Raw genomic sequence first — 24,363 nt, 5'->3', positions numbered from 1 at the left:
TCCCGAGTCGGCCTGTGCGGCATTCATGCGCGGCCTCCCCGCTGCGCCTTGCTGCGCGGGGCTTGCCGGCCCGGTGTCCGGCTGATTCATCAGTTGAATTGATTATCTGGTTTGAGGGCTTCGGATATTTTGTTTTATATCAATCCGGTATTCATTGGCTGGCTGAATGGCGTCGATCAATCCAGTCTATTGGGTGAATGCGAACCATTTGCGTCGATTGAATTGCCGAATGGGGTTTTTGGCCTCCCCCGGGAGCGGAGGCCGGGGTGGATCAGCGTGCCGGCGGGCCCGGATCGCGCGGGGCATGCTTGAGGCCCAGATCATCCGACGTCTGATATTCAGCATGCGCCAAACCCGTCTTGTTCACCGATGGGTTCACCGTTTGGGCCATTTGGCGGCGCCTTTCCTCATCCTGCAGCTGCATGCGCGTGAACATGTCCCAGATTGCCATGAACAGCGCCGCGATCACGGGTCCTATCACAAAACCCGTCAGTCCGAAGAGAGCCATGCCGCCCAGTGTCGAGATCAGCACGATGTAGTCGGGCATCTTGGTGTCCTTGCCCACCAGCAGCGGGCGCAGCACGTTGTCCACCAGTCCGATCACCAGCACGCCGTAGGCGATCAGGATCAGGCCCTTGCCCATGTCACCGGTGGCCAGGAAGTAGATGGCCACCGGTGCCCAGATCAGGCCGGCGCCCACGGCGGGCAGCAGCGACAGGAAGGCCATCACCACGCCCCACAGCACGGGCCCCTGGATGCCCAGAATCCAGAAGATCAGCCCGCCCAGCGCGCCCTGGGCGGCCGCCACGGCCAGGTTGCCTTTGACGGTGGCGCGGATCACGGTGGTGAACTTGCTCGATAGCTCGGCCTTGTGGTCGGACTGCAGCGGGATGGCCATGCGGATGCGCTGTGTCAGGTCGCGGCCGTCACGCAGCAGGAAGAACAGCAGGTACAGCATCACGCAGAAGCCGACCAGAAACCCGAAGGTGTTCTGGCCTATGCCCAGCGCCTTGGTGGCGGCCAGCTTGGAGGCCTGCATGGCGATGCTGGACAGCTTGTCCTGCAGCTCGGCCAGCGAACCCAGGTGCAACCGCTCCAGCCAGGGTGTGACCCAGGAGGGTAGGGCGTCCATGATCTGTTGCACATAGGTGCCTGCATCCAGGTTGCCGCTGTTGACGCGCTCATAGATCAACGAGGCCTCGCGCACCAGCGAGGCGCCTATCAGCGCCAGCGGCAGGATGGCCACCACCAGGCACAGCAGCAGGGTGGACAGGGCGGCAAGGTTGGTGCGCCGTGGCATGCGCGCCAGCAGGCGCCGGTGCAGCGGCGAAAACAGGATGGCCAGGGCGACGCCCCAGAAGATGGCCCCCATGAACTCCCAGAGCACGGCACCGAAGCCTATGGTTGCCGCAATCAGCAGCAGCATGAAAGTGCGTTTGTGTAGGGGCAGCAGGTTCATCTGGCGGTCCGTTCGGAAGATGCGCCAATGTACGCGACTGCGGGAACTCCCGGAGAGTTCAGGTAATCACTTGGTAACTGCCCTGCTGCGATGTTTGAACGGTGGCACAATGGCGGTCGCAACCAGGCCCTTCCCCAGCCACAGTCGCATCCGCCAATCGGTACAGCCGTGTCGCGGAAGGTTCCACAAACCAGCTAATGCCTCCCTCAGGGAGGCTGAGGTCAGCGCAATATGAGCGATCAGACGTCGGTCTACCAAGCCTACCAAGGCAATACCTACCTCTTCGGCGGCAATGCCCCCTACGTCGAAGAAATGTACGAAAACTACCTGGCCAATCCCGGTAGCGTGCCGGATTCCTGGCGCGAGTACTTTGATGCACTGCAACATGTGCCCGCAGTCGATGGCACCGACGCCAAGGACGTTCCGCACCAGCCCGTCATCAACGCTTTCGCCGAGCGCGCCAAGCAAGGCGGCACCAAGGTGGTCGTGGCCTCCGGCGCCGACTCCGAGCTGGGCCGCAAGCGCACCGCCGTCCAGCAACTGATCGCCGCCTACCGCAATGTCGGCGCACGCTGGGCCGATCTGGACCCCCTCAAGCGCACCGAGCGCCCCGAAATTCCCGAGCTGGAGCCGTCGTTCTACGGCTTCACCGATGCCGACCAGGAAACGGTGTTCAACACGAGCAACACCTTCTTCGGCAAGGAAAGCATGTCCCTGCGCGAGCTGATGAACGCTCTGCGCGAAACCTACTGCGGCACCATCGGCTCCGAGTACATGTATGCCACGGACCAGACGCAAAAGCGCTGGTGGCAGCAAAAGCTGGAAACCAGCCGTACCAAGCCCAGCTTTGATGCCAGCCGGAAAAAGCGCATCCTCGACCGCCTGACGGCTGCCGAAGGCCTGGAACGCTACCTGCACACCAAGTACGTCGGCCAAAAGCGCTTCTCGCTGGAAGGTGGCGAGAGCTTCATCGTCGCCATGGACGAGCTGATCAACGCTGCCGGCCAGAAGGGCGTGCAGGAAGTCGTGATCGGCATGGCCCACCGCGGCCGCCTGAACGTGCTGGTCAACACCCTGGGCAAGATGCCCAAGGACCTGTTCGCCGAGTTCGACCACACTGCCCCCGAGGACCTGCCCGCCGGTGACGTGAAGTACCACCAGGGCTTCAGCTCCGACGTGTCCACCGCAGGCGGCCCCGTCCACCTGTCGCTGGCCTTCAACCCCTCGCACCTGGAAATCGTCAACCCCGTGGTCGAAGGTTCGGTGCGCTCGCGCATGGACCGCCGCGACGACCCGCACGGCAAGCAGGTGCTGCCCGTGCTGGTGCACGGCGATGCAGCCTTCGCCGGCCAGGGCGTGAACCAGGAAACCCTGGCGCTGGCCCAGACCCGTGGCTACACCACGGGCGGCACGGTGCACATCATCATCAACAACCAGATCGGCTTCACCACCTCCGATCCGCGCGACACCCGCTCCACGCTGTACTGCACCGACATCGTCAAGATGATTGAGTCGCCCGTGCTGCACGTCAACGGCGATGATCCGGAAGCCGTGGCGCTGGCCGTGCAGCTGGCCCTGGAGTTCCGCATGGAATTCTCCAAGGACGTGGTCGTGGACATCGTCTGCTTCCGTAAGCTGGGCCACAACGAGCAGGACACCCCCGCGCTGACCCAGCCGCTGATGTACAAGAAGATCGGCGCCCACCCCGGCACCCGCAAGCTGTACGCCGACAAGCTGGCCGCACAGGGCCTGGGCGAATCGCTGGGCGACGACATGGCCAAGGCCTACCGCGCCGCCATGGACGAAGGCCGCCACACCGTGGACCCGGTGCTGACCAACTTCAAGAGCAAGTACGCCGTGGACTGGAGCCCGTTCCTGGGCAAGACCTGGACGGACGCCGGCGACACCGCCATCCCGCTGACGGAATGGAAGCGCCTGGCCGAACGCATCACCACCATCCCCGAGACCGTGACGCCGCACGCGCTGGTCAAGAAGGTCTATGACGACCGCGCAGCCATGGGCCGCGGCGAAGTCAACGTGGACTGGGGCATGGGCGAGCACATGGCCTTCGCATCGCTGGTCGCATCGGGCTACCCCGTGCGCCTGTCGGGCGAGGACTGCGGCCGCGGCACCTTCACGCACCGCCACTCGGTCATCCATGACCAAAAGCGCGAGAAGTGGAGCGAAGGCACCTACATCCCGCTGCAGAACGTGGCCGACAGCCAGGCTCCGTTCACCGTCATCGACTCCATCCTGTCCGAAGAAGCCGTGCTGGGCTTCGAGTACGGCTATGCGTCGAACGACCCCAACACCCTGGTGATCTGGGAAGCCCAGTTCGGCGACTTCGCCAACGGCGCCCAGGTCGTGATCGACCAGTTCATCGCCTCCGGTGAAGTCAAGTGGGGCCGCATCAACGGCCTGACGCTGATGCTGCCGCACGGCTACGAAGGCCAGGGCCCCGAGCACAGCTCGGCCCGCCTGGAGCGCTTCATGCAGCTGGCCGCCGACGCCAACATGCAGATCGTGCAGCCGACCACGGCCAGCCAGATCTTCCACGTGCTGCGCCGCCAGATGGTGCGCCCGCTGCGCAAGCCGCTGGTCATCATGACCCCCAAGTCGCTGCTGCGCAACAAGGACGCCACCTCGCCGCTGTCCGAGTTCACCAGCGGCGGTTTCCAGACCGTGATCCCTGAGCAGGACGAAGCCGTCGTGAAGAACGCGGCCAAGGTCAAGCGCGTGATCGCATGCTCCGGCAAGGTCTACTACGACCTGGTCAAGAAGCGCACCGAGAAGGAAAGCAAGGACGTCGCCATCATCCGCGTCGAGCAGCTGTACCCCTTCCCGCACAAGGCTTTCGCCGCTGAACTGAAGAAGTTCGGCAACGCCACCGACATCGTCTGGTGCCAGGACGAGCCGCAGAACCAGGGCGCCTGGTTCTTCGTGCAGCACTACATCCACGAGAACATGCTCGATGGCCAGAAGCTGGGCTACTCCGGCCGCGCTGCCTCGGCATCGCCCGCCGTGGGATACGCCCACCTGCACCAGGAGCAGCAAAAGGCCCTGGTGGAAGGCGCGTTCTCCAAGCTCAAGGGTTTTGTCCTGAACAAGTAAGGCAGCCCCCACCCGCTACGTATCAGTACAGAACACTTTTGGAAAGAATCACAAATGGCTATCGTTGAAGTCAAAGTTCCCCAGCTGTCCGAGTCCATCGCTGAGGCCACCATGCTGACCTGGAAGAAGAAGGCCGGCGAAGCGGTTGCAGTCGATGAGATCCTCATCGAGATCGAAACCGACAAGGTCGTGCTCGAAGTGCCCGCGCCCGCCGCTGGCGTGCTGGCCGAGATCGTGCAAGGTGACGGCGCCACCGTGGTGGCCGAGCAGCTGATCGCCAAGATCGACACCGAAGGCGTGGCCGGTGTGGCCGCTGCCGCTCCTGCAGCCGCCCCCGCCGCTGCAGCCGCTCCCGCTGCAGCGCCCGCAGCCGCGGCCGCCACCGGTGGCAGCAAGGGTGATGTCGCCATGCCCGCCGCTGCCAAGCTGCTGGCCGAAAACAACCTGTCGGCCGCCGGCGTGGCTGGCTCCGGCAAGGATGGCCGCGTGACCAAGGGTGACGCGCTGGCCGCCATCAAGGGCGGCGTGCAGTCCACCGCTGCCGTCATTCCCACCGGCGTGCCCACCAAGGCGCTGCCCCAGGTGTCGGCTCCGTCCGCCAAGGAAGACCTCAGCGGCCGTCCCGAGCAGCGCGTGCCCATGAGCCGCCTGCGTGCCCGCGTGGCCGAGCGTCTGCTGCAGTCGCAGTCCACCAACGCCATCCTGACCACGTTCAATGAAGTGAACATGGCCCCGGTGATGGATCTGCGCAAGAAGTTCCAGGACGCCTTCACCAAGGAACACGGCACCAAGCTGGGCTTCATGTCCTTCTTCGTCAAGGCGGCCGTGCACGCCCTGAAGAAGTACCCGGTGCTCAACGCATCCGTGGACGGCAACGACATCGTCTACCACGGCTACTTCGACATCGGTATCGCCGTGGGTTCGCCCCGTGGCCTGGTGGTGCCCATCCTGCGCAATGCAGACCAGATGAGCTTCGCCGACATCGAAAAGAAGATTGCCGAATTCGGCAAGAAGGCTGCCGAAGGCAAGCTGGGCATTGAAGAAATGACCGGCGGCACCTTCTCCATCTCCAATGGCGGCACCTTCGGCTCGATGATGTCCACCCCCATCATCAACCCGCCCCAGTCGGCCATCCTGGGCGTGCACGCCACCAAGGACCGTGCCATGGTCGAGAACGGCCAGGTCGTGGTGCGCCCGATGAACTATCTGGCCATGTCCTATGACCACCGCATCATCGACGGCCGCGAAGCCGTGCTGGGCCTGGTGGCCATGAAGGACGCGCTGGAAGATCCTTCGCGCCTGCTGTTCGACCTGTAATTCCACAGGGTTCGACACGACGAAAACCCACCCTTGGCCGCGCGCCCTGCGGTGGGTTTTTTCATGCATCACAGACAAGAGATTCCTGAAATGAGCAAGCAATTCGACGTCATCGTCATCGGCGCGGGCCCTGGCGGCTACATCGCCGCCATCCGTGCCGCGCAACTGGGCTTCAACGTGGCCTGTATCGACGAGTGGAAGAACGCCGCCGGCGGCGCCGCTCCGGGCGGCACCTGCACCAACGTGGGCTGCATTCCCTCCAAGGCCCTGCTGCAGTCGTCCGAGCACTTCGAGCACGCCAACCTGCACTTTGCCGACCATGGCATCTCCACCGGCAAGGTCGAGATGGACGTGGCCAAGATGATCGCCCGCAAGGATGCGGTCGTGAAGCAGAACAACGACGGCATCCTGTACCTGTTCAAGAAGAACAAGGTCACGTTCTTCCACGGCCGTGGTTCCTTCGTCAAGGCCGTCGAAGGCGGCTACGAGATCAAGGTCGCCGGCAAGGAAGAGGAAGTGCTGACGGGCAAGCAGATCGTGGTGGCCACCGGCTCCAACGCCCGCGCTCTGCCCGGCGTGCCCTTCGATGAAGAGAACATCCTGTCCAACGACGGCGCCCTGCGCCTGGGCAAGGCCCCCAAGAAGCTGGCCCTGATCGGCGCCGGCGTGATCGGCCTGGAAATGGGCTCGGTCTGGCGCCGCCTGGGCACGGAAGTCATCGTGCTCGAAGGCATGGACAAGTTCCTGCCCGCCGTGGACGAGCAGATCGCCAAGGAAGCCAAGAAGGCCTTCGACAAGCAGGGCCTGAAGATCGAGCTGGGCGTGAAGATCGGCGAAGTCAAGTCCGGCAAGAAGGGCGTGTCCATCGCCTACACCAACGCCAAGGGTGAAGCCCAGGCGCTGGAGGTTGACAAGCTCATCATCTCCATTGGCCGCACGGCCAACACCGCCGGCCTCAATGCCGAGGCGGTGGGCCTGGCCCTGGACGAGCGCGGCTGCATCGTGGTCGATGACGACTGCAAGACCAGCCTGCCCGGCGTCTGGGCCGTGGGCGACGTGGTGCGCGGCCCGATGCTGGCGCACAAGGCCGAGGAAGAGGCCGTGGCCGTGGCCGAGCGCATCGCCGGCCAGCATGGCCATGTGAACTTCGGCACCATTCCCTGGGTGATCTACACCAGCCCCGAAATCGCCTGGGTGGGCCGCACCGAGCAGCAGCTGAAGGAGCAGGGCGTCAAGTACAAGGCCGGCACCTTCCCCTTCCTGGCCAACGGCCGTGCGCGCGCCCTGGGCGACACCACGGGCATGGTCAAGTTCCTGGCCGATGCCGAAACCGACGAGATCCTGGGCGTGCACATGGTCGGCCCCATGGTCTCGGAACTGATCTCCGAAGCCGTGGTTGCCATGGAGTTCAAGGCATCGAGCGAAGACATCGCCCGCATCTGCCATGCCCACCCCTCGCTGTCCGAAGCCACCAAGGAGGCTGCCCTGGCAGTCGACAAGCGTACTCTGAACTTCTGAGTGCCAGGCTAGCCATCTAGCCAATCCGAGACCTGAAAGCGCTTGCTCTGCAAGCGCTTTCAGCTTCTGAATACATAGCAAATGGTTGATGCTGCATGAGCGTTTCAGTGCGAGAGGCCTACGAGGCCGAACTGGTAGCCAAGGGCTTTCACAGTGATCCTGCGCAACTGCGCGCCGTCGAGGCGCTGCAGCGCTGTGCCGACGACTGGACGGTCTACCGCCAGCGCCGCTCCAACGCCTTCAAGAAGCTCATCAACCATCCCGAGATCCCCCGTGGCGTCTACATGTACGGCGGGGTGGGGCGCGGCAAGAGCTTTCTCATGGATTGCTTCTTCAACGCCGTGCCGCTCAGGCGCAAGGTGCGCCTGCATTTCCATGAATTCATGCGCGAGGTCCACCGTGAACTCGCCGTGCTGCAGGGCACCCAGAACCCGCTGGACGTGCTGGGTGCGCGCATCTCCAAGAAGTACAAGCTGATCTGCTTCGATGAATTCCACGTGGCCGACATCACGGACGCGATGATCCTGCACCGGCTGCTGGTGTCGCTGTTCGCCAACGGCGTGGGCTTTGTCACCACCTCCAACTTCAAGCCCGACGAGCTGTACCCGGGCGGCCTGCACCGCGACCGCATCCTGCCGGCCATCGACCTGCTCAACGAGCGCATGGAAGTCGTCAACGTGGACAACGGCACGGACTACCGCCGCCGCACGCTGGAAAACGCCAGGCTCTACCACACGCCGCTGGGTGCCGAGGCCGATGCGGCCATGACCGAGACCTTCGACAAGCTGGCCGAGGTCAAGGACGAGGACCCGGTGCTGCACATCGAGGCGCGCGAGATCCGTGCGCGCCGCCGCGCCGGTGGCGTGGTCTGGTTCGACTTCCGCGAGCTGTGCGGCGGCCCGCGCTCGCAGAACGACTACCTGGAGATCGCAAGCCAGTTCCACACCGTGCTGCTGTCCGACGTGCCCTATATGCCGGTCAACATGGCGTCGCCCGCGCGGCGCTTCACCTGGCTGGTGGACGTGCTGTACGACCGCAGGGTCAAGCTGGTCATCTCGGCCGCCGTGCCGCCCGAGCAGCTTTACACTGAGGGCCCGCTGGCCCATGAGTTCCCCCGCACCGTCTCGCGCCTGAACGAGATGCAGTCCAAGGAATTCCTGGCGCTGGAGCGCCGCGTGGTGGATACCAGCCTGACCTGAGGCAGGTGGCCGCGCCTGGCGTCGTTTGCCGGACCTGTACATGCTGAAACTGCCCACCTCTGCTTTTGCCCTTGTGAAGAAACTGCCCGTTCCTTTGGGCGCCGCGCTGGCCTGCCTGGCCTTGGCGGGCCCGGCCGTGGCGGCCGATGCCGCGCGGGAGCCTGGCCAGGCGGCCAGGCAGGCCCAGGCCGAACGCAAGGCCGCGCGTGCCGACATCGCAGCCCAGCGCGCCGTCATCGAGCGCCGGCGCACGGCCCTGGAGTCCGAGTGCTACCAGCGCTTTGCCGTGGAAGACTGCCTCAAGCAGGCGCGCGAAGAGGCCCGTGAGCAGGATCGTCCGCTGCGCGAACGCGAGCTTCAGATCAACGACGAGGAGCGCAAGGAGCGCGCCGTCCAGCGCCTGGAAGACATCGAGGCCAAGAAGGCGCAGAAGGCAGCCTCCACCATGGAGGCCAAGGAACGGCCGCCGGCCGTGCAGCGCGATACCCAGGCCCTGCGCGCGCAGCGCGCCCAGGAGGCGCAGCAGCGCGCCGCCCAGCAGGCCAGCCACCAGCGCGAACGGCAGGCCCAGATGGAGCAGCGCCAGTCCGCCCAGGAGCAGGAGCGGCGCGCGGCATCGCGTGCGCAGTTCGAAGCCAAGCAGAAGGAAGCGGCCGAGCGCAAGGCCCGTGCCGCCGAAGCGGCCCGCGAGCGCGGTCCCCAGGCTGCGCCGCTGCCGGCGCCGCCTGCTCCCTGATCCTTTTTTTCTCTGCCACGCGCCAACAGGCCAACCGGGTGGGGGCTGGCGTGAGGGCCTGGATGCTCCAACCCCGGTTCAAGCCGTCTGGGCCGACTCCAGCGCCTCGAGCTTGAGCACCACCAAGGACAGGTTGTCGCCCCCGCCCTGGGCGCGCACGCGGGCCTTGTCGATGAGGAACTCCGTGGCCTCGCGCGGGGTGAGCGCGTTGAGCACGGTGCCCAGTTCCTCGGCCGTGTAGTAGTGCCAGACGCCATCGCTGCAGGCCATGAGGGTGGTGCCCGGATACACGCGCTCGATCACGTGGTGGCTCATGGGCGGTTCGGCCTCGGTGCCCAGGCAGCCCAGCAGGATGTTGGACTTGGGGTGCACATGGGCCTCGAATTCGGTGAGCTCTCCCCGGTCCACCAGCGACTGCACATAGGAATGGTCCTTGGTGCGGTGGACCATGGTCGCGTCCTGGTAGTGGTAGATGCGCGAATCGCCCGAATGCACCCAGTGGCAGCGGCCCTGGGGCAGCAGGACGAAGGCAGCGATGGTGCTGTGCGGCTCCTGCTCGGCCGAAATGGCGGTCAGACGGATCACCGTGTGCGACTCGCGCACGATGCTCTCCAGCAGCGCTGTGCAGTCCTCCTTGCCCGGCTCGAAGCGCTCGAACAGCTGGCGCGCCGTGAGCATGACCTGGTCGGAGGCCTTGCGCCCGCCGCTGCGCCCGCCCATGCCGTCGGCCAGAACGCCCAGCAGGCAGCCGTGGACATACGGGTGGGCCATGAGCATCACCTGGTCTTGCTGGTATTGCCTGTCACCGCGATGGATGCCTGTGGCGGCTTGGAGTCGGTACGCTGGCTGCATGGTCTCTGGTTTGGTGGGCTCTTGGGGCGGCGGATGGGCACACCAGTGGCATGGCGCATATTATCGGAGCGCTGCCCCCGGTGCCGGCTCGCCCGGCTCCCGTGGCGCTGTCTTTTTCAACAACCGGACCTGTCCTGTGCATTCCCTGACCGCCGCCGTGCAGGCGGCCTTCGCCCCGCAAGGCCTGCTGTCGCGCGCCGAGGCGCAGTTCCTGCCGCGTGAAGGCCAGACCCGCATGGCCCTGGCCGTGGCCCAGGCCATCGAAGAGCGCCAGACCCTGGTCGTGGAGGCCGGCACGGGCGTGGGCAAGACCTATGCCTATCTGGTGCCGGCCCTGCTCAGCGGCCAGCGCGTGCTGGTGTCCACGGCCACGCGTGCGCTGCAGGATCAATTGTTCGCACGGGATCTGCCGCGTCTGGTGGCCGCCCTGGGCATGCCGCTGCGCATGGCGCGCCTCAAGGGGCGCAGCGCCTACCTGTGCCTGGAGCGGCTGGAGCGCGTGCGCCAGGGCCGCACGGCGCCGCAGGACCCGCAGGTGCTGCGCAGCGTGGCCCTGGTCGAGCGCTGGGCGCGCACCACGCGCACAGGTGACCTGGGCGAGCTGCCCGCGCTGGACGAGCGCTCGCCCGCGCTGCCCCTGGTCACTTCCACGCGCGACAACTGCCTGGGCTCGGACTGCCCGCATTGGCAGGACTGCCATGTCAACGTGGCCCGCCGCACCGCGCTGGACGCCGACGTGGTGGTCATCAACCACCATCTGATGTTTGCCGACCTCGACGTGCGCGATTCGGGTGTGGCCCAACTGCTGCCCAGCGCGGGCGTGGTGGTGGTGGACGAGGCCCACCAGCTCAACGACACCGGCGTGCAGTTCGCTGGCCTGAGCCTGTCGGGCCAGCAATTGACGGGCTATGCCCGCGATGTGCTGCGCGCCGGCCAGGAACTGGCACGCGGCATGGCCGACTGGATGATGCTCTCGGCGCGTGTGGAGCAGGCACTGCGCGAGCTGCGCCTGGCCGCAGGCAAGCCCCCTGTGGGCGGACGTCTGTCCTGGCAGGGCGTGACGCCGCAGGGACTGGACGCCCAGAGCTGGCGCACGGCCCTGGTCACGCTGGGGCGCAGCCTGCGGGCGCTGGTGGAGCCGCTGGTGCAATTGCAGGTCAGCGATCCCGAACTGCGCAGGCTGCTCGAGCGCGGCAGCGAACTGCTGCGGCGCCTGGCCACCTTCGCGGCGGCGGCCGTGCAAGACACGGTGCGCTGGCTGGAGCTGGGCAGCCAGCAGATGCGCATGCTGGAGTCTCCGCTGACCATTGCACACATCATGCGCACGCGGCTGCTGGGTCCGACGCAAGCGCAAGTGCAAGAGCAAGAGCATCAGGAAGGAAGCGGGCAAGACGCCGAGCCGCAGGAAAACGCACCCACCGCCCCGTACGAGCCGCCAGCGGGCACCGCCTGGATCTTCACCTCTGCCACGCTGGGCGACGACGAGCGGCTGAGCTGGTTCACCGAGCCCTGCGGACTGCGAGAGGCCCAGGTGCTGCGCGTGGACAGCCCCTTCGACTATGCGCGGCAGGCGGCGCTTTATGTGCCGCGGCCTTTTGCCGAGGCAGGAAGCCCGGCCCACAGCGCCGAGGTGGCACGCCTGGCGCTGGACGCGGCCCAGCGCCTGGGCGGCCGCACCCTGGTGCTGACCACCACGCTGCGTGCCCTGCACGCCATAGGCGACACGCTGCAGCAGTCGCTGGGGCTGTTCGGTGAACTCGATGTGCTGGTCCAGGGGCAGGCGCCCAAGCTGACCTTGATCGAGCGCTTTGTTGCAGCAGGCGAAGGCAAGGGCGCCAGCGCGGGGCGCGGCTGCATTCTCGTGGCATCGGCCACTTTCTGGGAAGGGGTGGATTTGCCTGGCGATGCGCTGCAGCTGGTGGTCATCGACAAGCTGCCGTTTCCGCCGCCCGACGATCCGCTGGTCGAGGCACGGTCGCGCAGTCTGGAATCCGTGGGCCGGCAGGCCTTTGCCGACTACATGCTGCCCGAGGCCGCGATGGCGCTCAAGCAGGGCGCCGGGCGCCTGATCCGGCGCGAGACGGATCGCGGCGTGCTTGTGGTCTGCGATCCCAGATTGACCGCCAAGGGTTATGGGCGGCGGCTGCGCGCTGCGCTGCCGCCCATGCGGACCCTGGAAGACGAGGCGGCCTTTGTTCAGGCCCTGCAGGCGCTGGCGCAGCCTGCGCCGCAGGTCACCACAGTTTCCACCACGACTTCTGCTTTGCCGTGACGTCCTTGTCGGAGTCCTGGCCGTACGAGGCGGTCAGCACGCGCTGCGCATCGTCACGCAGCTGGGTCATGCCCAGTGCATCGTATGAGTTCACCAGGATCTGCATGGCCTCGCGCACGGCGGGCACGCCCTGGTAGTCCTTGACGGCGGTCTGCGCACGTGCGATGGCGGCCACGTAGGCGCCGCGTCCGTAGTAGTAGCGGGCCACATGGACTTCGTACTGCGCCAGCGAGTTGACGATGTACTGCATGCGCAGCCGCGAGTCTTCGGCGTAGCGCGACTCGGGGAAGCGCGTCACCAGCTCGCGGAATGACTCGAAGGAGTCCTTGGCGGCCTTCTGGTCGCGCTCGGACAGATCCTGGCGCGACAGCCAGGAGAACATGCCCAGGTTGTCATTGAAGTTGACCAGGCCCTTGAGGTACAGGGCGTAGTCGGTGGCTGGGCTGGCCGGGTGCAGCTTCAGGAAGCGGTCCAGCGTGGCCGTGGCCTGGACCTTGTCGCCGCTCTTGTACTGGGCATAGGCCTTGTCGAGCTGGGCCTGCTGGGCCAGGGGCGTGCCGGCGGCACGGCCTTCGAGCTTCTCGAACAGCGGAACGGCCTTGTCGAACGCACCGGACGCGGCTTCGTCGCGCGCCTCGGTATAGATGCGGTCCGGGGTCCACTTGGCAGTAGGGTCTTGTTGCGTACTGGAGCAGGCTGTCAGGACGCCTGCGACCAGCACGGCGGGAACGATGGACAGGGGAATACGCTGCATGGTGGACGTTTCTCGGGCAATCGAAGGGCGGTGAGAGGGTTGGCGGGCAGGGACGCGGGCCGCGCTGAGGGGCCGCATGAAGCCTGATTTTCCCGCAACCGGGCCGAGGCATTGTAACGGCCTGCGATGCCCGCCCCGCAGGCGGGGGCGGCGGCAAAGGCATGGCCGCGAACGGGTCCCGGCATTGCGGAGCTTTCTACAATGGCGCCCATATGTTTGTTCATTTGCGCCTGCACACCGAATTTTCCGTCGTGGACGGAACCAACCGCATCAACGCCATCGTCAAGGCCGCCGCCGAGGATGGGCAGGTCGCACTGGCCGTCACAGACTTCAACAACCTGTTTGGCGGCGTCAAGTTCTATCGCGAAGGCCGGTCCAAGGGCGTCAAGCCCGTGCTGGGCGCGGAAATCCAGATCGAGGGCGAAAACGGCGCCGCGATCTCGCGCATCATCGTGCTGGTGCAAAGCCCGCTGGGCTACCACAACCTGTCCGAGCTGCTGGCCCGGGGCTGGACCCGCAATGTGGTCAAGGGCCAGGCCGTGCACACATGGGCCTGGCTGCAGGAGCTGGGCGAAGGTCTGATCGTGCTGGCCGGCGCCCAGGCCGGCCCGGTGGGCCAGGCACTGATGCGCGGTGACGAGGCCGGCGCAGCAGCCGTCGCCCAGCGGCTGGCGAGCATGTTCCCGCACCGCTTCTTCATCGAGCTGCAGCGCGCAGGCCGGCCTGACGACGAAGCCCATGTGCTGGCCGCCGTGCAACTGGCCGATCGCCTGAACCTGCCCGTGGTCGCCACGCACCCCATACAGTTCTTCGGCCCCGACGACTACGAAGCGCACGAGGCGCGCGTGTGCATCGCCGAGGGCGAGATCCTGGCCAACCCCAAGCGTGTGCGCCGCTTCACGCGCGACCAGCATTTCAAGACCGTCGCGCAGATGCAGGCGCTGTTTGCCGACATTCCCAGCGCCATCGCCAACACCGTGGAAATCGCGCGTCGCTGCAGCCTGACGCTGGTGCTGGGCAAGCCGCAGCTGCCCAACTTCCCCGTGCCCGAAGGCATGACCATGGACGAGTTCTTCCGCCAGGAGTCCTTTGCGGGACTGGAGGAACGCCTGGTCCATCTCTATCCCGACCCCGCCAAGCGCGAGGCCCAGCGCGAACGCTATGTCGAGCGACTGGAGTTCGAGATCGGCACCATCCTCAAGATGGGCTTTCCGGGCTACTTCCTCATCGTGGGTGACTTCATCAAGTGGGCCAAGCTCAACGGCTGTCCCGTGGGTCCGGGCCGCGGATCGGGCGCGGGCTCGCTGGTGGCCTACGTGCTCAAGATCACGGACCTGGACCCGCTGGAATACAACCTGCTGTTCGAGCGTTTCCTCAATCCCGAGCGTGTGTCCATGCCCGACTTCGACGTGGACTTCTGCCAGGCCAACCGCGACCGCGTCATCGACTATGTGAAGCAGCTGTACGGCCGCGACGCCGTCAGCCAGATCGCCACCTTCGGCACTATGGCCGCGCGCGCGGCCATCCGCGACGTGGGCCGCGTGCTGGACATGAGCTACACCTTCTGCGATGGCATCTCCAAGCTCATTCCCAACAAGCCTGGCCTGCACGTCACGCTCAAGTACCCGCCCAATCCCAAGAAGGAGGGCGACAAGTACACCTACGCTATCGAGGCCGAGCCCATGCTGGCCGAGCGCATCGACAAAGAAGAAGACGTCAAGACACTGATTGAAATGGCTCAGAAGCTCGAAGGCATGACACGCAACATCGGCATGCACGCGGGCGGCGTGGTGATTGCCCCGGGCAAGCTGGCCGATTTCTGCCCGCTGTACCAGCAGCCGGGCAGCGACTCGGCCGTGGCCATGTACGACAAGGACGATGTGGAGGCCGTGGGCCTGGTGAAGTTCGACTTTCTGGGCCTGGCCACGCTGACCATCCTAGAGATCGCGCGCGAGTTCATCATCAAGCGCCACAAGGGCCAGGAGAACTTCGCATTCGAGAACATCCCCCTGGACGATGCGCGCACCTACCAGCTGTTTTCCGAGGGCAAGACCGAGGCCGTGTTCCAGTTTGAATCGCGCGGCATGCAGGGCATGCTGCGCGACGCCAAGCCCAGCCGGCTGGAAGACCTGATCGCCCTGAACGCCCTGTACCGACCGGGACCCATGGACCTGATTCCCAGCTTCGTGGCGCGCAAGCACGGCAAGGAAGTGGTGGAGTATCCGCATCCGCTGGTCGAAAAGGTGCTGGCCGAAACCTACGGGATCATGGTCTACCAGGAGCAGGTGATGCAGACGGCCCAGGTGCTGGGCGGCTACTCGCTGGGCGGCGCCGACCTCTTGCGCCGTGCCATGGGCAAAAAGAAGGTCGAGGAAATGGTCATGCACCGCGGGATCTTCCGCGAGGGCGCGGCCAAGCAGGGCATCAGCGAGGAAAAGGCCGACGAGGTCTTCGACCTGATGGAGAAGTTCGCGGGCTACGGCTTCAACAAGTCGCACGCCGCCGCCTACTCGCTGCTGGCCTATCACACGGCCTGGCTGAAGGTGCACTACACGGCCGAGTTCTACTGCGGGAACATGACCGTGGAAATGGACAACACCGACAAGCTCAAGGTGCTGTACGAAGACGCGCTCAAGATGGGCATCAGCTTCGAGCCGCCGGATGTCAACCGCGGCATGTACCGCTTCGAGCCCGTCACCGACAAGGTCATACGCTATGGCCTGGGTGCCATCAAGGGCACGGGCCAGCAGGCCATCGAGGCCATCATCGCGGCCCGTGAAGGCCGTGGCGTGGGCCCGCGCGGCGCCGACAAGGGGCCGTTCAAGAGCCTGGCCGACTTCTGCGTGCGCGTGGACCGCACGCGCCTGAACAAGCGCACGCTGGAAGCCCTGATCAAGGGCGGTGCCTTCGATGCCATCGAACTGAACCGCGCGGCCCTGGTGGCCTCCATCGACCATGCCTTCGAGTTCGCCAACAAGACGCTGGCCAATGCCAACCAGGGCGGGCTGTTCGACATGATGGGCGAGGACGCCGTGGGCTCCAGCACCCAGGAGCCGCCCCTGGCCGATGCCTTGCCCTGGGGCGTGAAGGAGAGGCTGACCCAGGAAAAGACCGCCGTGGGCTTTTACCTGTCGGGCCATCTGTTCGACGAGGTCGAAAAGGAGGTGCGCCGCTTCGTGCGCACACCGCTGGCCGAGCTGCGCGACAGCCGCGAGCCCCAGACCCTGGCCGGCATCATCAGCGACTTCCGCGCCATCAATGGCCAGCGCGGGCGGCTGGGCCTGTTCAAGATCGATGACGGCTCGGGCGTGATCGAGGCCTCGGTGGACGAGAACACGCTCAATACCTATCGCGATCTGCTCAAGGACGACGAATTCGTCGTCATCACCGGGCGCCTGCAGCTGGACCACTTCAGCGGTGGCCTGCGCATGAAGGCACAGCAGCTGTTCAACCTGGCCGATGCGCGCTGCCGCTTCGCGCGCTACCTGCAGGTCAGCGTGGGCGAGAAGATGCCCGACGTGGTCGGCCTGCTGCGCCAGTTCCCCGCCGTGGTGGAGCAGGGCGAGCATGGCGAGCTGCAGCGCGGCATGAAAGTGCGCCTGGGACTGGTCTGCGAGGACGAGCGCGGCTCGGCCAGCTGCGAGCTGGCCCTGGGCGACGGCAGCCGCTTCTATCCCAGCGACGCGGCCCTGGCCGCCTGGTATGCCCAGGCGGGCAGCGCCCAGGTCAAGGTGGTCTACGAATGACGCGCAAGGTGGCGCAGCGTCCGGTGGCGGCACGCAGGCACTGCTTTGGTGCGTGCTGGCCAGCCCGGGCAGGCGCCGCGCTTGAATTCTTCAGGCACGCCTCGCATATCCCTTCCGGAAAACAGTGGCTCCGATGGCTAGAATGATTTTCATGGCAACCCAACCCCCTTCGACCCCTCCTGCCATTCCCACAGTGCGGCCCGTGTCCGATGACGACGGCGCCGTGGTGCTGGAGCGGCGGCGCCAGCGCGTGCAGCCGCCGCAGATGTACCAGGTCGTGATGCTCAACGATGACTTCACGCCCATGGAATTCGTCATCATCGTCCTGCAGGAACTCTTCGGCAAGGACCGCGAAACGGCCACCCAGATCATGCTCAAGATCCATCTCGACGGCCGCGGCGTCTGCGGCGTGTACTCGCGCGATGTGGCGGCCACCAAGGTCGAGCAGGTGCTGCAGGCCGCCCAGAAAGCGGGCCATCCGTTGCAGGCCATGTTCGAGCCTGTTGAATAAACCCGGGCCGCCCTGATTTATGGTTGCAGTCAATAATCCCCAGCAAGCGAAAAGGAGTCATCAATGATCGCCCAGGAACTGGAAGTCAGCTTGCACATGGCCTTTGTCGAAGCACGCCAGCAGCGCCACGAGTTCATCACCGTGGAACACCTGCTGCTGGCCCTGCTGGACAACCCCAGTGCAGCGGAAGTGCTGCGCGCCTGCTCAGCCAACATCGATGACCTGCGCTCGGCCCTGTCCAACTTCATCAAGGACAACACGCCCCAGGTCGCGGGCACCGACGAAGTGGACACGCAGCCCACGCTGGGTTTCCAGCGTGTGATTCAGCGCGCCATCATGCATGTGCAATCGACCGGCAACGGCAAGAAGGAAGTCACGGGCGCCAACGTGCTCGTGGCCATCTTCGGTGAAAAGGACTCGCATGCCGTCTACTACCTGCACCAGCAGGGCGTGACGCGCCTGGACGTGGTCAATTTCATCGCCCACGGCATCAAGAAGGGCGAGCCGCCCGAGCCTGCGAAGGCGGAGAACCCTGCGGAATCCGAAGAGGGTGCCGGTGGCGAACGCAACGAAAAGGCCTCGCCCCTGGAGCAGTTCACGCTGAACCTCAACCAGGCGGCCAAGGACGGCAAGATCGATCCGCTGATCGGGCGCGACTACGAGGTCGAGCGCACCATCCAGATCCTGTGCCGCCGCCGCAAGAACAACCCGCTGCTGGTCGGCGAGGCCGGCGTGGGCAAGACCGCGATCGCCGAGGGCCTGGCCTGGCGCATCACCGAAGGCAAGGTGCCCGAGGTGCTGACCGAGGCCGTGGTCTATTCGCTGGACATGGGCGCGCTGCTGGCAGGCACCAAGTACCGTGGCGATTTCGAGCAGCGCCTCAAGGGCGTGCTCAAGTCGCTGAAGGACAAGCCCAACGCCATCCTGTTCATCGACGAGATCCACACGCTGATCGGCGCGGGCGCCGCTTCGGGCGGCACGCTGGACGCGTCCAACCTGCTCAAGCCGGCGCTGTCCAGCGGCCAGCTCAAGTGCATCGGCGCCACCACGTTCACCGAGTACCGCGGCATCTTCGAAAAGGATGCGGCCCTGTCGCGGCGCTTCCAGAAGGTGGATGTGGTCGAGCCCACGGTGGCCGAGACCGTTGACATCCTCAAGGGCCTGAAGTCGCGCTTCGAGGAGCACCACAGCGTGCAGTACGCCGCCGCCGCCCTGCAGGCTGCGGCCGAGCTGTCGGCCAAGTACATCAATGACCGCCACCTGCCCGACAAGGCCATCGACGTGATCGACGAGGCCGGCGCCGCGCAGCGCATCATTCCGGTGGAGCAGCGCAAGCAGACCATCGACAAGGCCGAGATCGAGGCCATCGTGGCCAAGATCGCGCGCATTCCGCCTGCCAACGTGTCCAACGACGACCGCAGCAAGCTGCAGACGCTGGAGCGCGACCTCAAGAGCGTGGTCTTCGGCCAGGACAAGGCGCTTGAAGCGCTGGCCTCCTCGGTCAAGATGGCGCGCTCGGGCCTGGGCAAGCCGGACAAGCCGATCGGCTCCTTCCTGTTCTCGGGCCCCACCGGCGTGGGCAAGACGGAAGCGGCCAAGCAGCTGGCCTACATTTTGGGCGTGGACCTGATCCGCTTCGACATGTCGGAGTACATGGAGCGCCATGCCGTCAGCCGCCTGATCGGCGCGCCTCCGGGCTATGTGGGCTTTGACCAGGGCGGCCTGCTGACCGAGGCCGTGACCAAGAAGCCGCATTCGGTGCTGCTGCTCGACGAAATCGAGAAGGCGCATCCGGACATCTTCAACGTGCTGCTGCAGGTCATGGACCACGGCACGCTGACGGACAACAACGGGCGCAAGGCCGACTTCCGCAACGTGATCCTCATCATGACCACGAACGCGGGTGCAGAGACCATCAACAAGGCCTCGATCGGCTTCACCAACCCGCGCCAGGCCGGCGACGAAATGGGCGACATCAAGCGCCTGTTCACGCCGGAGTTCCGCAACCGTCTGGACGCCATCGTCAGCTTCAAGCCGCTGGACGAGCAGGTCATCCTGCGCGTGGTCGACAAGTTCCTGCTGCAGCTGGAGCAGCAGCTTGCCGAAAAGCGCGTGGAGGTCACCTTCACCGACGCGCTGCGCAAGCACCTGGCCAGGAAGGGCTTCGATCCGCTCATGGGCGCCCGTCCCATGCAGCGCCTGATCCAGGACACCATCCGGCGCTCGCTGGCCGACGAGCTGCTGTTCGGGCAGCTGGTCGACGGTGGCCGCCTGGAAGTGGACTGGGTGGCCGACGCCGACGATGCCGACAAGGGCGAAGTCAAGCTCGACATCACGCCCCAGCCCAAGCAGGACCCGGCTTCCGAGCCGGCCGAGCCCAAAGAGGCCACCGCCGACTGATGTGCATCGCCTGATGCCCATCGCGCAAGCCGACAGCCCCCCGGGCTGCCGGCTTTTTCTTTGATCCGCCCGAAGGAGTCTTTGTGGAGTGGCTTCGTCAGTACCTGACCCATGAGAATGCGCTGCTGCTGCTGTCGGTGACCTGGTCGGTCTATGTGGTGATCGTCGCGGTGTGGATCCTTTTGCAGCGCAGCGCACCCGTGGCCACACTGAGCTGGCTGCTGTCCATGGCGGCGATTCCCGTGGGCGGGCTGGCCATCTACTATTTCTTCGGCCCGCAACGGCTCAAGCGCCAGCGCATCAAGCGGCTGCGCGCGCGCAAGACATCGCGCGTGCGCTCGGGCGTGCAGCGGCTGCGCGAGCGCATGCCCGGCAGTCCCGAGCGCCTGCACCAGGTCGCGCGACTGGTGGCCGCCACCAGCGACTTTCCGGTGAGCACGGCCACCGACCTGCGGCTGCTGGTCGGTGGCGCGGCCACCTTCGACGCCATCATCGATGCGGTGAATGCCGCACGCCACCACATCCACCTCGAGTACTACATCTTCGAGCCCGACCAGACCGGCACGGCCCTGCGCGACCTGCTGATACAGCGGGCCCGCGCAGGCATACAGGTGCGCCTGCTGGTGGATGCCCTGGGCTCCAAGAAGCTGGGGCGGCGTTTTCTGCAGCCGCTGGAGGATGCGGGCGCCGAGGTCGCGCTGTTCCATGGCACCAAGATCGGCCGGAGGCTGCGCCCGGTCATCAACTTCCGCACCCACCGCAAGATCCTGGTGTGCGACGGCAAGGTGGGCTTCACGGGCGGCGTCAACGTGACCGACGAAGAGAACGCGCGTGTCATGCCCGATGCCTACCACGACGTGCACCTGCGCCTGGAGGGCGCCATCGTCAACTGGCTGCAGACCGTGTTCCTCGAGGACTGGGCCTACGCCCTCGAAAAGGACCCCAAGAGCGAGCCCGCCGACATCGACCTGCTGCTGCCGGACGCGCCCGAGGGCCCGCTGCCCGTGCAGATCATCACCTCCGGCCCCGACAACGGCCTGCAGGCCATCTACCGCGCCCATCTTGCGGCCATCAACGCGGCCGAGGAGCGTGTCTGGCTGACCACGCCGTACTTCGTTCCCACGGAGGCCGCGCTGGCCGCGCTCACCAATGCCTCGCTGCGCGGCGTGGATGTGCAGCTGCTGGTGCCGCGCCGCTCCGATTCGGCCCTGGTCACGGCGGCCGCGCGCTCCTACTACGACGAACTGATCCGCTGCGGCGTGCGCGTCTACGAATACAAGGCGCGCATGCTGCACTCCAAGACGCTGGTGGTGGACGGCAGCATCTCCATCATCGGCACGGCCAACTTCGACTACCGCAGCTTCTTCCTGAACTACGAAGTCTGCGCCATCGCCTACGGGCCCCAGCTCAATGGCGACCTGGCGCGCCAGTTCGAGCTGGACCTGGAGCAGGCGCAGCGCGTGCATTTCAAGCGCGACCTGGGCTTCGCGCTGCGCCTGTTCGACTCCGGCGCGCGCCTTTGCTCACCCTTGCTGTGATGTCCGGACGCACTTTTTTCGCAGGCATACTCGCCCGATGGCCCATACCTTCTTCTGGCACGACTACGAGACCTTCGGCGCCCAGCCGCGCTATGACCGGCCCGCGCAATTCGCGGGCATCCGCACCGATGCGGAACTCAATGAAATCGGCGAGCCCGTCATGTGGTACTGCCAGCCGGCAGGCGACTACCTGCCCGATCCGCAGTCCTGCCTGATCACCGGCATCACGCCCCAGCAATGCCTGGAGCAGGGCATGCCCGAGGCCCAGTTCGCCGCCCGCATCGAGGCGGAACTGGCCCAGGCCGGCACCGTGGGCGTGGGCTACAACACCATCCGTTTTGACGACGAGATCACGCGCTTCATGTTCTGGCGCAACCTCATCGACCCCTATGCGCGCGAATGGCAAAACGGCTGCGGGCGCTGGGACCTGCTGGACGTGGTGCGCATGGTCTATGCGCTGCGCCCCGAAGGCATTGTCTGGCCGAAAAAGGAGGATGGATCTCCAAGCTTCAAGCTCGAGGACCTGGCCCGCGCCAACGGCCTGCTGCACGAGAAGGCGCACGATGCCCTGTCCGACGTGCGTGCCACCATCGGGCTGGCCCGGCTGATCCGCAAGGTCCAGCCCAGATTGTTCGACTTCGCCTTCTCGCTGCACAAGAAGGACCGTGTGCTGCAGGAAATGGGCCTGCCGGCCGAGCCGGCGCATGCCAGGCCCTTCCTGCACGTCAGCGGCATGATCCGGCCCGAGCGCGGCTGCATCGCCGTCATGTGGCCGCTGGCCACGCACCCCACCAACAAGAACGAGATCATCTGCTGGGATCTGGCGCAGGACCCGTCCGAGCTGGCCTCCATCGACGTGGACACGCTGCGCCTGCGCCTGTTCTCGCGCGCGGCCGACCTGCCCGAAGGCATGCAGCGCCTGCCCATCAAGAGCATCCACGTCAACAAGTCGCCCATGGTGGTCGGCAGCCTCAAGACGCTGAGCCCGGCCATGGCCGCGCAATGGGGCATCGATGTGGAGCAGTGCATGGGCCATGCGGCCATTGCACGGGACCTGCCCGACATGAGCGCGCTGTGGCGTGCCGTTCACCAGCGCCCTGCGCAGGAAGGGCTGGATGCCGACCAGGACCTGTACGGCGGTTTCGTGGGCAATGAGGACCGGCGCCGCCTGAACCACCTGCGCAGCCTGTCCGCGCAGGAGCTGGCGCTGGACCGCACGGGCTTCGACGATGCCCGCCTGACCGAGCTGTTGTTCCGCTACCGCGCCCGCAACTTCCCCGCCAGCCTGAACCCGGCCGAGCGCCAGCGCTGGCTGCAGCACTGCGCGGCCTGCCTGATCGAAGGCAAGGGCGGCGCACGCACGGCCGAACAGATGTTTGCCATGGTCGATCAGCTATCGGAAACTGCCGACGAGCGCGGCGAGGAGATCCTGGGGGCGCTGTATGACTATGCCGAGGCGATCATGCCGGAACTTTAGTTCCCCCTGAGCCGCTGCGCGGCTTCTCCCGAGAGGTGCGACACTCTCGCGGCGGGGCGGCCGGCGTAGGCACTTGCTCGGTCTTCCTCGCCTTGGACCGCGTCGGCTTCAGGCGCAGCGCCCATTTGTGCCTTCAGCCAAAGAACTTGTAGCAGACCACGATGGCCGCCACCACGCCGGCCAGTTCGGCGATGAGGGCGCAGGGCACGGCGTGACGGGCGCGCTGTATGCCTACGGCGCCGAAGTAGACGGCCAGGACGTAGAAAGTGGTTTCGGTGCTGCCCTGGATGGTGGCGGCCACCAGGGCGGCGAAGCTGTCCACGCCCTGGGTCTGCATGGTCTCGATCAGCATGGCGCGCGCCGCGCTGCCCGAGAAGGGTTTGACCAGGGCCGTGGGCAGGGCGTCCACGAAGCGGGCGTCCATGCCCATGGCATCGACCACCCAGCGTATGCCCGACAGCGCATACTCCAGCGCGCCCGATGCGCGGAACACGCCCACGGCGCAGAGCATGGCCACCAGGTAGGGCAGCAGGCCCTTGGCCACGTCAAAGCCTTCCTTGGCGCCCTCGATGAAGCTGTCGTAGACCGCGACCTTGCGCCAGGCGCCCAGGGTGACGAACAGCACGATCAGGGCAAACAGCGTCAGGTTGCCCAGCAGCGATGACAGCTGCGCCAGCGCGGCCGCCGACAGCGTGGCCAGAAAGGCCATGAAGCCCGCCAGCGCCAGGCCCAGCGGCAGCAGATAGCCCAGAACCACGGGGCTCCACAGCGGCAGCCTCTGCACGGCGGCCACGGCCAGCAGGCCGACCAGCGTCGAGGCCGAGGTGGCCAGCAAGATCGGCAGAAAGACCAGGGTGGGATCGGGCGCACCCTGCTGCATGCGGTACATGAAGATGGTCACGGGCAGCAAGGTCAGCGACGACGCATTGAGCACCAGGAACAGGATCTGCGCATTGGTGGCGGTGTCGGGCCGGGGATTGAGCTCCTGCAGCGAGCGCATGGCCTTCAGGCCCATGGGCGTGGCCGCGTTGTCCAGTCCCAGCCCGTTGGCCGCGAAGTTCAGCGTGATCAGGCCCAGGGCCGGATGGCCGCGCGGCACCTCGGGCATGAGCCTGGCGAACAACGGGCCCAGCACGCGCGCCAGCCACTCCACCACGCCGGCCTTCTCTGCGATGCGCAGAAAGCCCAGCCACAGCGTCAGCGTGCCGAACAGCAGCACCATGACCTCGACCGACAGCCTGGCCATGGCAAACAGCGCCTGCACCATGGCCGAGAAAATCCCGGCCTGGCCGCCGACCAGCCATTGCGCCAGCGCAGCCATGGCCGCCACCAGAAAAAAGCCCAGCCACAAGGCATTCAGCATGGATTCCCGTCCCTCACGAGGCAATTGCAAGCCGCCATTGTGGGGCCAGCTGCAGGGCTTACGGCCCAGGGCGGCAGGGCATTGACAGGGCTCCGTTATCCTCGCGGGCC

General features: G+C 66.0%; 15 protein-coding genes. 11 read left to right on the top strand and 4 right to left on the bottom strand.

Annotation, left to right across the window (positions count from 1 at the left end):
- Positions 1–271 precede the first annotated feature (271 nt).
- The gene (locus ACF8ME_RS13845; protein ID WP_016446855.1) at positions 272–1,459 is read right to left on the bottom strand and encodes an AI-2E family transporter; all 1,188 of its coding nucleotides are present in this window, start codon (positions 1,457–1,459) and stop codon (positions 272–274) included.
- Positions 1,460–1,690: 231 nt separating this feature from the next.
- Here ACF8ME_RS13845 and ACF8ME_RS13840 point away from each other — a divergent pair, with 231 nt between their 5' ends.
- From ACF8ME_RS13840 to ACF8ME_RS13820, 5 genes are all read left to right on the top strand, one after another.
- A complete protein-coding gene (locus ACF8ME_RS13840; RefSeq protein WP_016446856.1) occupies positions 1,691–4,570 on the top strand; it encodes a 2-oxoglutarate dehydrogenase E1 component in 2,880 nt (959 codons plus the stop codon).
- A gap of 54 nt (positions 4,571–4,624) precedes the next feature.
- Positions 4,625–5,887, top strand: a complete 1,263-nt coding sequence (gene odhB / locus ACF8ME_RS13835) for a 2-oxoglutarate dehydrogenase complex dihydrolipoyllysine-residue succinyltransferase (RefSeq protein WP_016454845.1) — start codon at positions 4,625–4,627, stop codon at positions 5,885–5,887.
- 90 nt (positions 5,888–5,977) lie between these two features.
- Positions 5,978–7,405, top strand: coding sequence for a dihydrolipoyl dehydrogenase (lpdA, locus tag ACF8ME_RS13830; protein WP_392416958.1), 1,428 nt, complete (start codon positions 5,978–5,980; stop codon positions 7,403–7,405).
- 95 nt (positions 7,406–7,500) lie between these two features.
- The gene (zapE, locus tag ACF8ME_RS13825) at positions 7,501–8,604 is read left to right on the top strand and encodes a cell division protein ZapE (protein WP_016446859.1); all 1,104 of its coding nucleotides are present in this window, start codon (positions 7,501–7,503) and stop codon (positions 8,602–8,604) included.
- Between the two features lie 40 nt (positions 8,605–8,644).
- Positions 8,645–9,340, top strand: a complete 696-nt coding sequence (locus tag ACF8ME_RS13820; protein WP_016454844.1) for a hypothetical protein — start codon at positions 8,645–8,647, stop codon at positions 9,338–9,340.
- Between the two features lie 78 nt (positions 9,341–9,418).
- Here the strand turns inward: ACF8ME_RS13820 and ACF8ME_RS13815 are convergent, their stop codons facing one another.
- On the bottom strand, positions 9,419–10,192 hold the full coding sequence (locus ACF8ME_RS13815; protein ID WP_026062214.1) for a PP2C family serine/threonine-protein phosphatase: 774 nt from the start codon (positions 10,190–10,192) through the stop codon (positions 9,419–9,421).
- Between the two features lie 136 nt (positions 10,193–10,328).
- Between ACF8ME_RS13815 and ACF8ME_RS13810 the strand changes: the two genes are divergently transcribed.
- Positions 10,329–12,464, top strand: a complete 2,136-nt coding sequence (locus tag ACF8ME_RS13810) for an ATP-dependent DNA helicase (RefSeq protein ID WP_392416956.1) — start codon at positions 10,329–10,331, stop codon at positions 12,462–12,464.
- Here ACF8ME_RS13810 and ACF8ME_RS13805 read toward each other — a convergent pair.
- On the bottom strand, positions 12,427–13,218 hold the full coding sequence (locus tag ACF8ME_RS13805) for an outer membrane protein assembly factor BamD (RefSeq protein ID WP_016454842.1): 792 nt from the start codon (positions 13,216–13,218) through the stop codon (positions 12,427–12,429). The two genes, ACF8ME_RS13810 and ACF8ME_RS13805, sit on opposite strands and share 38 nt — an antisense overlap.
- A gap of 212 nt (positions 13,219–13,430) precedes the next feature.
- Here ACF8ME_RS13805 and dnaE point away from each other — a divergent pair, with 212 nt between their 5' ends.
- From dnaE to sbcB, 5 genes are all read left to right on the top strand, one after another.
- The gene (gene dnaE, locus ACF8ME_RS13800; RefSeq protein WP_209671281.1) at positions 13,431–16,964 is read left to right on the top strand and encodes a DNA polymerase III subunit alpha; all 3,534 of its coding nucleotides are present in this window, start codon (positions 13,431–13,433) and stop codon (positions 16,962–16,964) included.
- A 133-nt stretch (positions 16,965–17,097) separates the two neighbouring features.
- On the top strand, positions 17,098–17,475 hold the full coding sequence (gene clpS, locus ACF8ME_RS13795) for an ATP-dependent Clp protease adapter ClpS (RefSeq protein WP_016454840.1): 378 nt from the start codon (positions 17,098–17,100) through the stop codon (positions 17,473–17,475).
- 63 nt (positions 17,476–17,538) lie between these two features.
- The gene (gene clpA, locus ACF8ME_RS13790) at positions 17,539–19,875 is read left to right on the top strand and encodes an ATP-dependent Clp protease ATP-binding subunit ClpA (protein WP_017404789.1); all 2,337 of its coding nucleotides are present in this window, start codon (positions 17,539–17,541) and stop codon (positions 19,873–19,875) included.
- A gap of 83 nt (positions 19,876–19,958) precedes the next feature.
- Positions 19,959–21,413, top strand: coding sequence for a cardiolipin synthase (gene cls, locus ACF8ME_RS13785; RefSeq protein WP_126312737.1), 1,455 nt, complete (start codon positions 19,959–19,961; stop codon positions 21,411–21,413).
- A gap of 37 nt (positions 21,414–21,450) precedes the next feature.
- On the top strand, positions 21,451–22,890 hold the full coding sequence (gene sbcB, locus ACF8ME_RS13780; RefSeq protein WP_017404791.1) for an exodeoxyribonuclease I: 1,440 nt from the start codon (positions 21,451–21,453) through the stop codon (positions 22,888–22,890).
- Between the two features lie 133 nt (positions 22,891–23,023).
- On the opposite strand, the gene ACF8ME_RS13775 is transcribed toward sbcB, so the two are convergent.
- Complete coding sequence (locus ACF8ME_RS13775) at positions 23,024–24,253, bottom strand: nucleoside recognition domain-containing protein (protein ID WP_392416953.1); 1,230 nt, start codon at positions 24,251–24,253, stop codon at positions 23,024–23,026.
- Between the last annotated feature and the right edge of the window lie 110 nt (positions 24,254–24,363).

The organism is Delftia sp. WSY_7 (genome assembly GCF_043104845.1).
In the GTDB taxonomy this organism is placed as follows: Bacteria; Pseudomonadota; Gammaproteobacteria; order Burkholderiales; family Burkholderiaceae_C; genus Comamonas; species Comamonas tsuruhatensis.
Note: the sequence above shows the minus strand (reverse complement) of the source record. Positions and strands in the feature narration are given on the sequence as shown.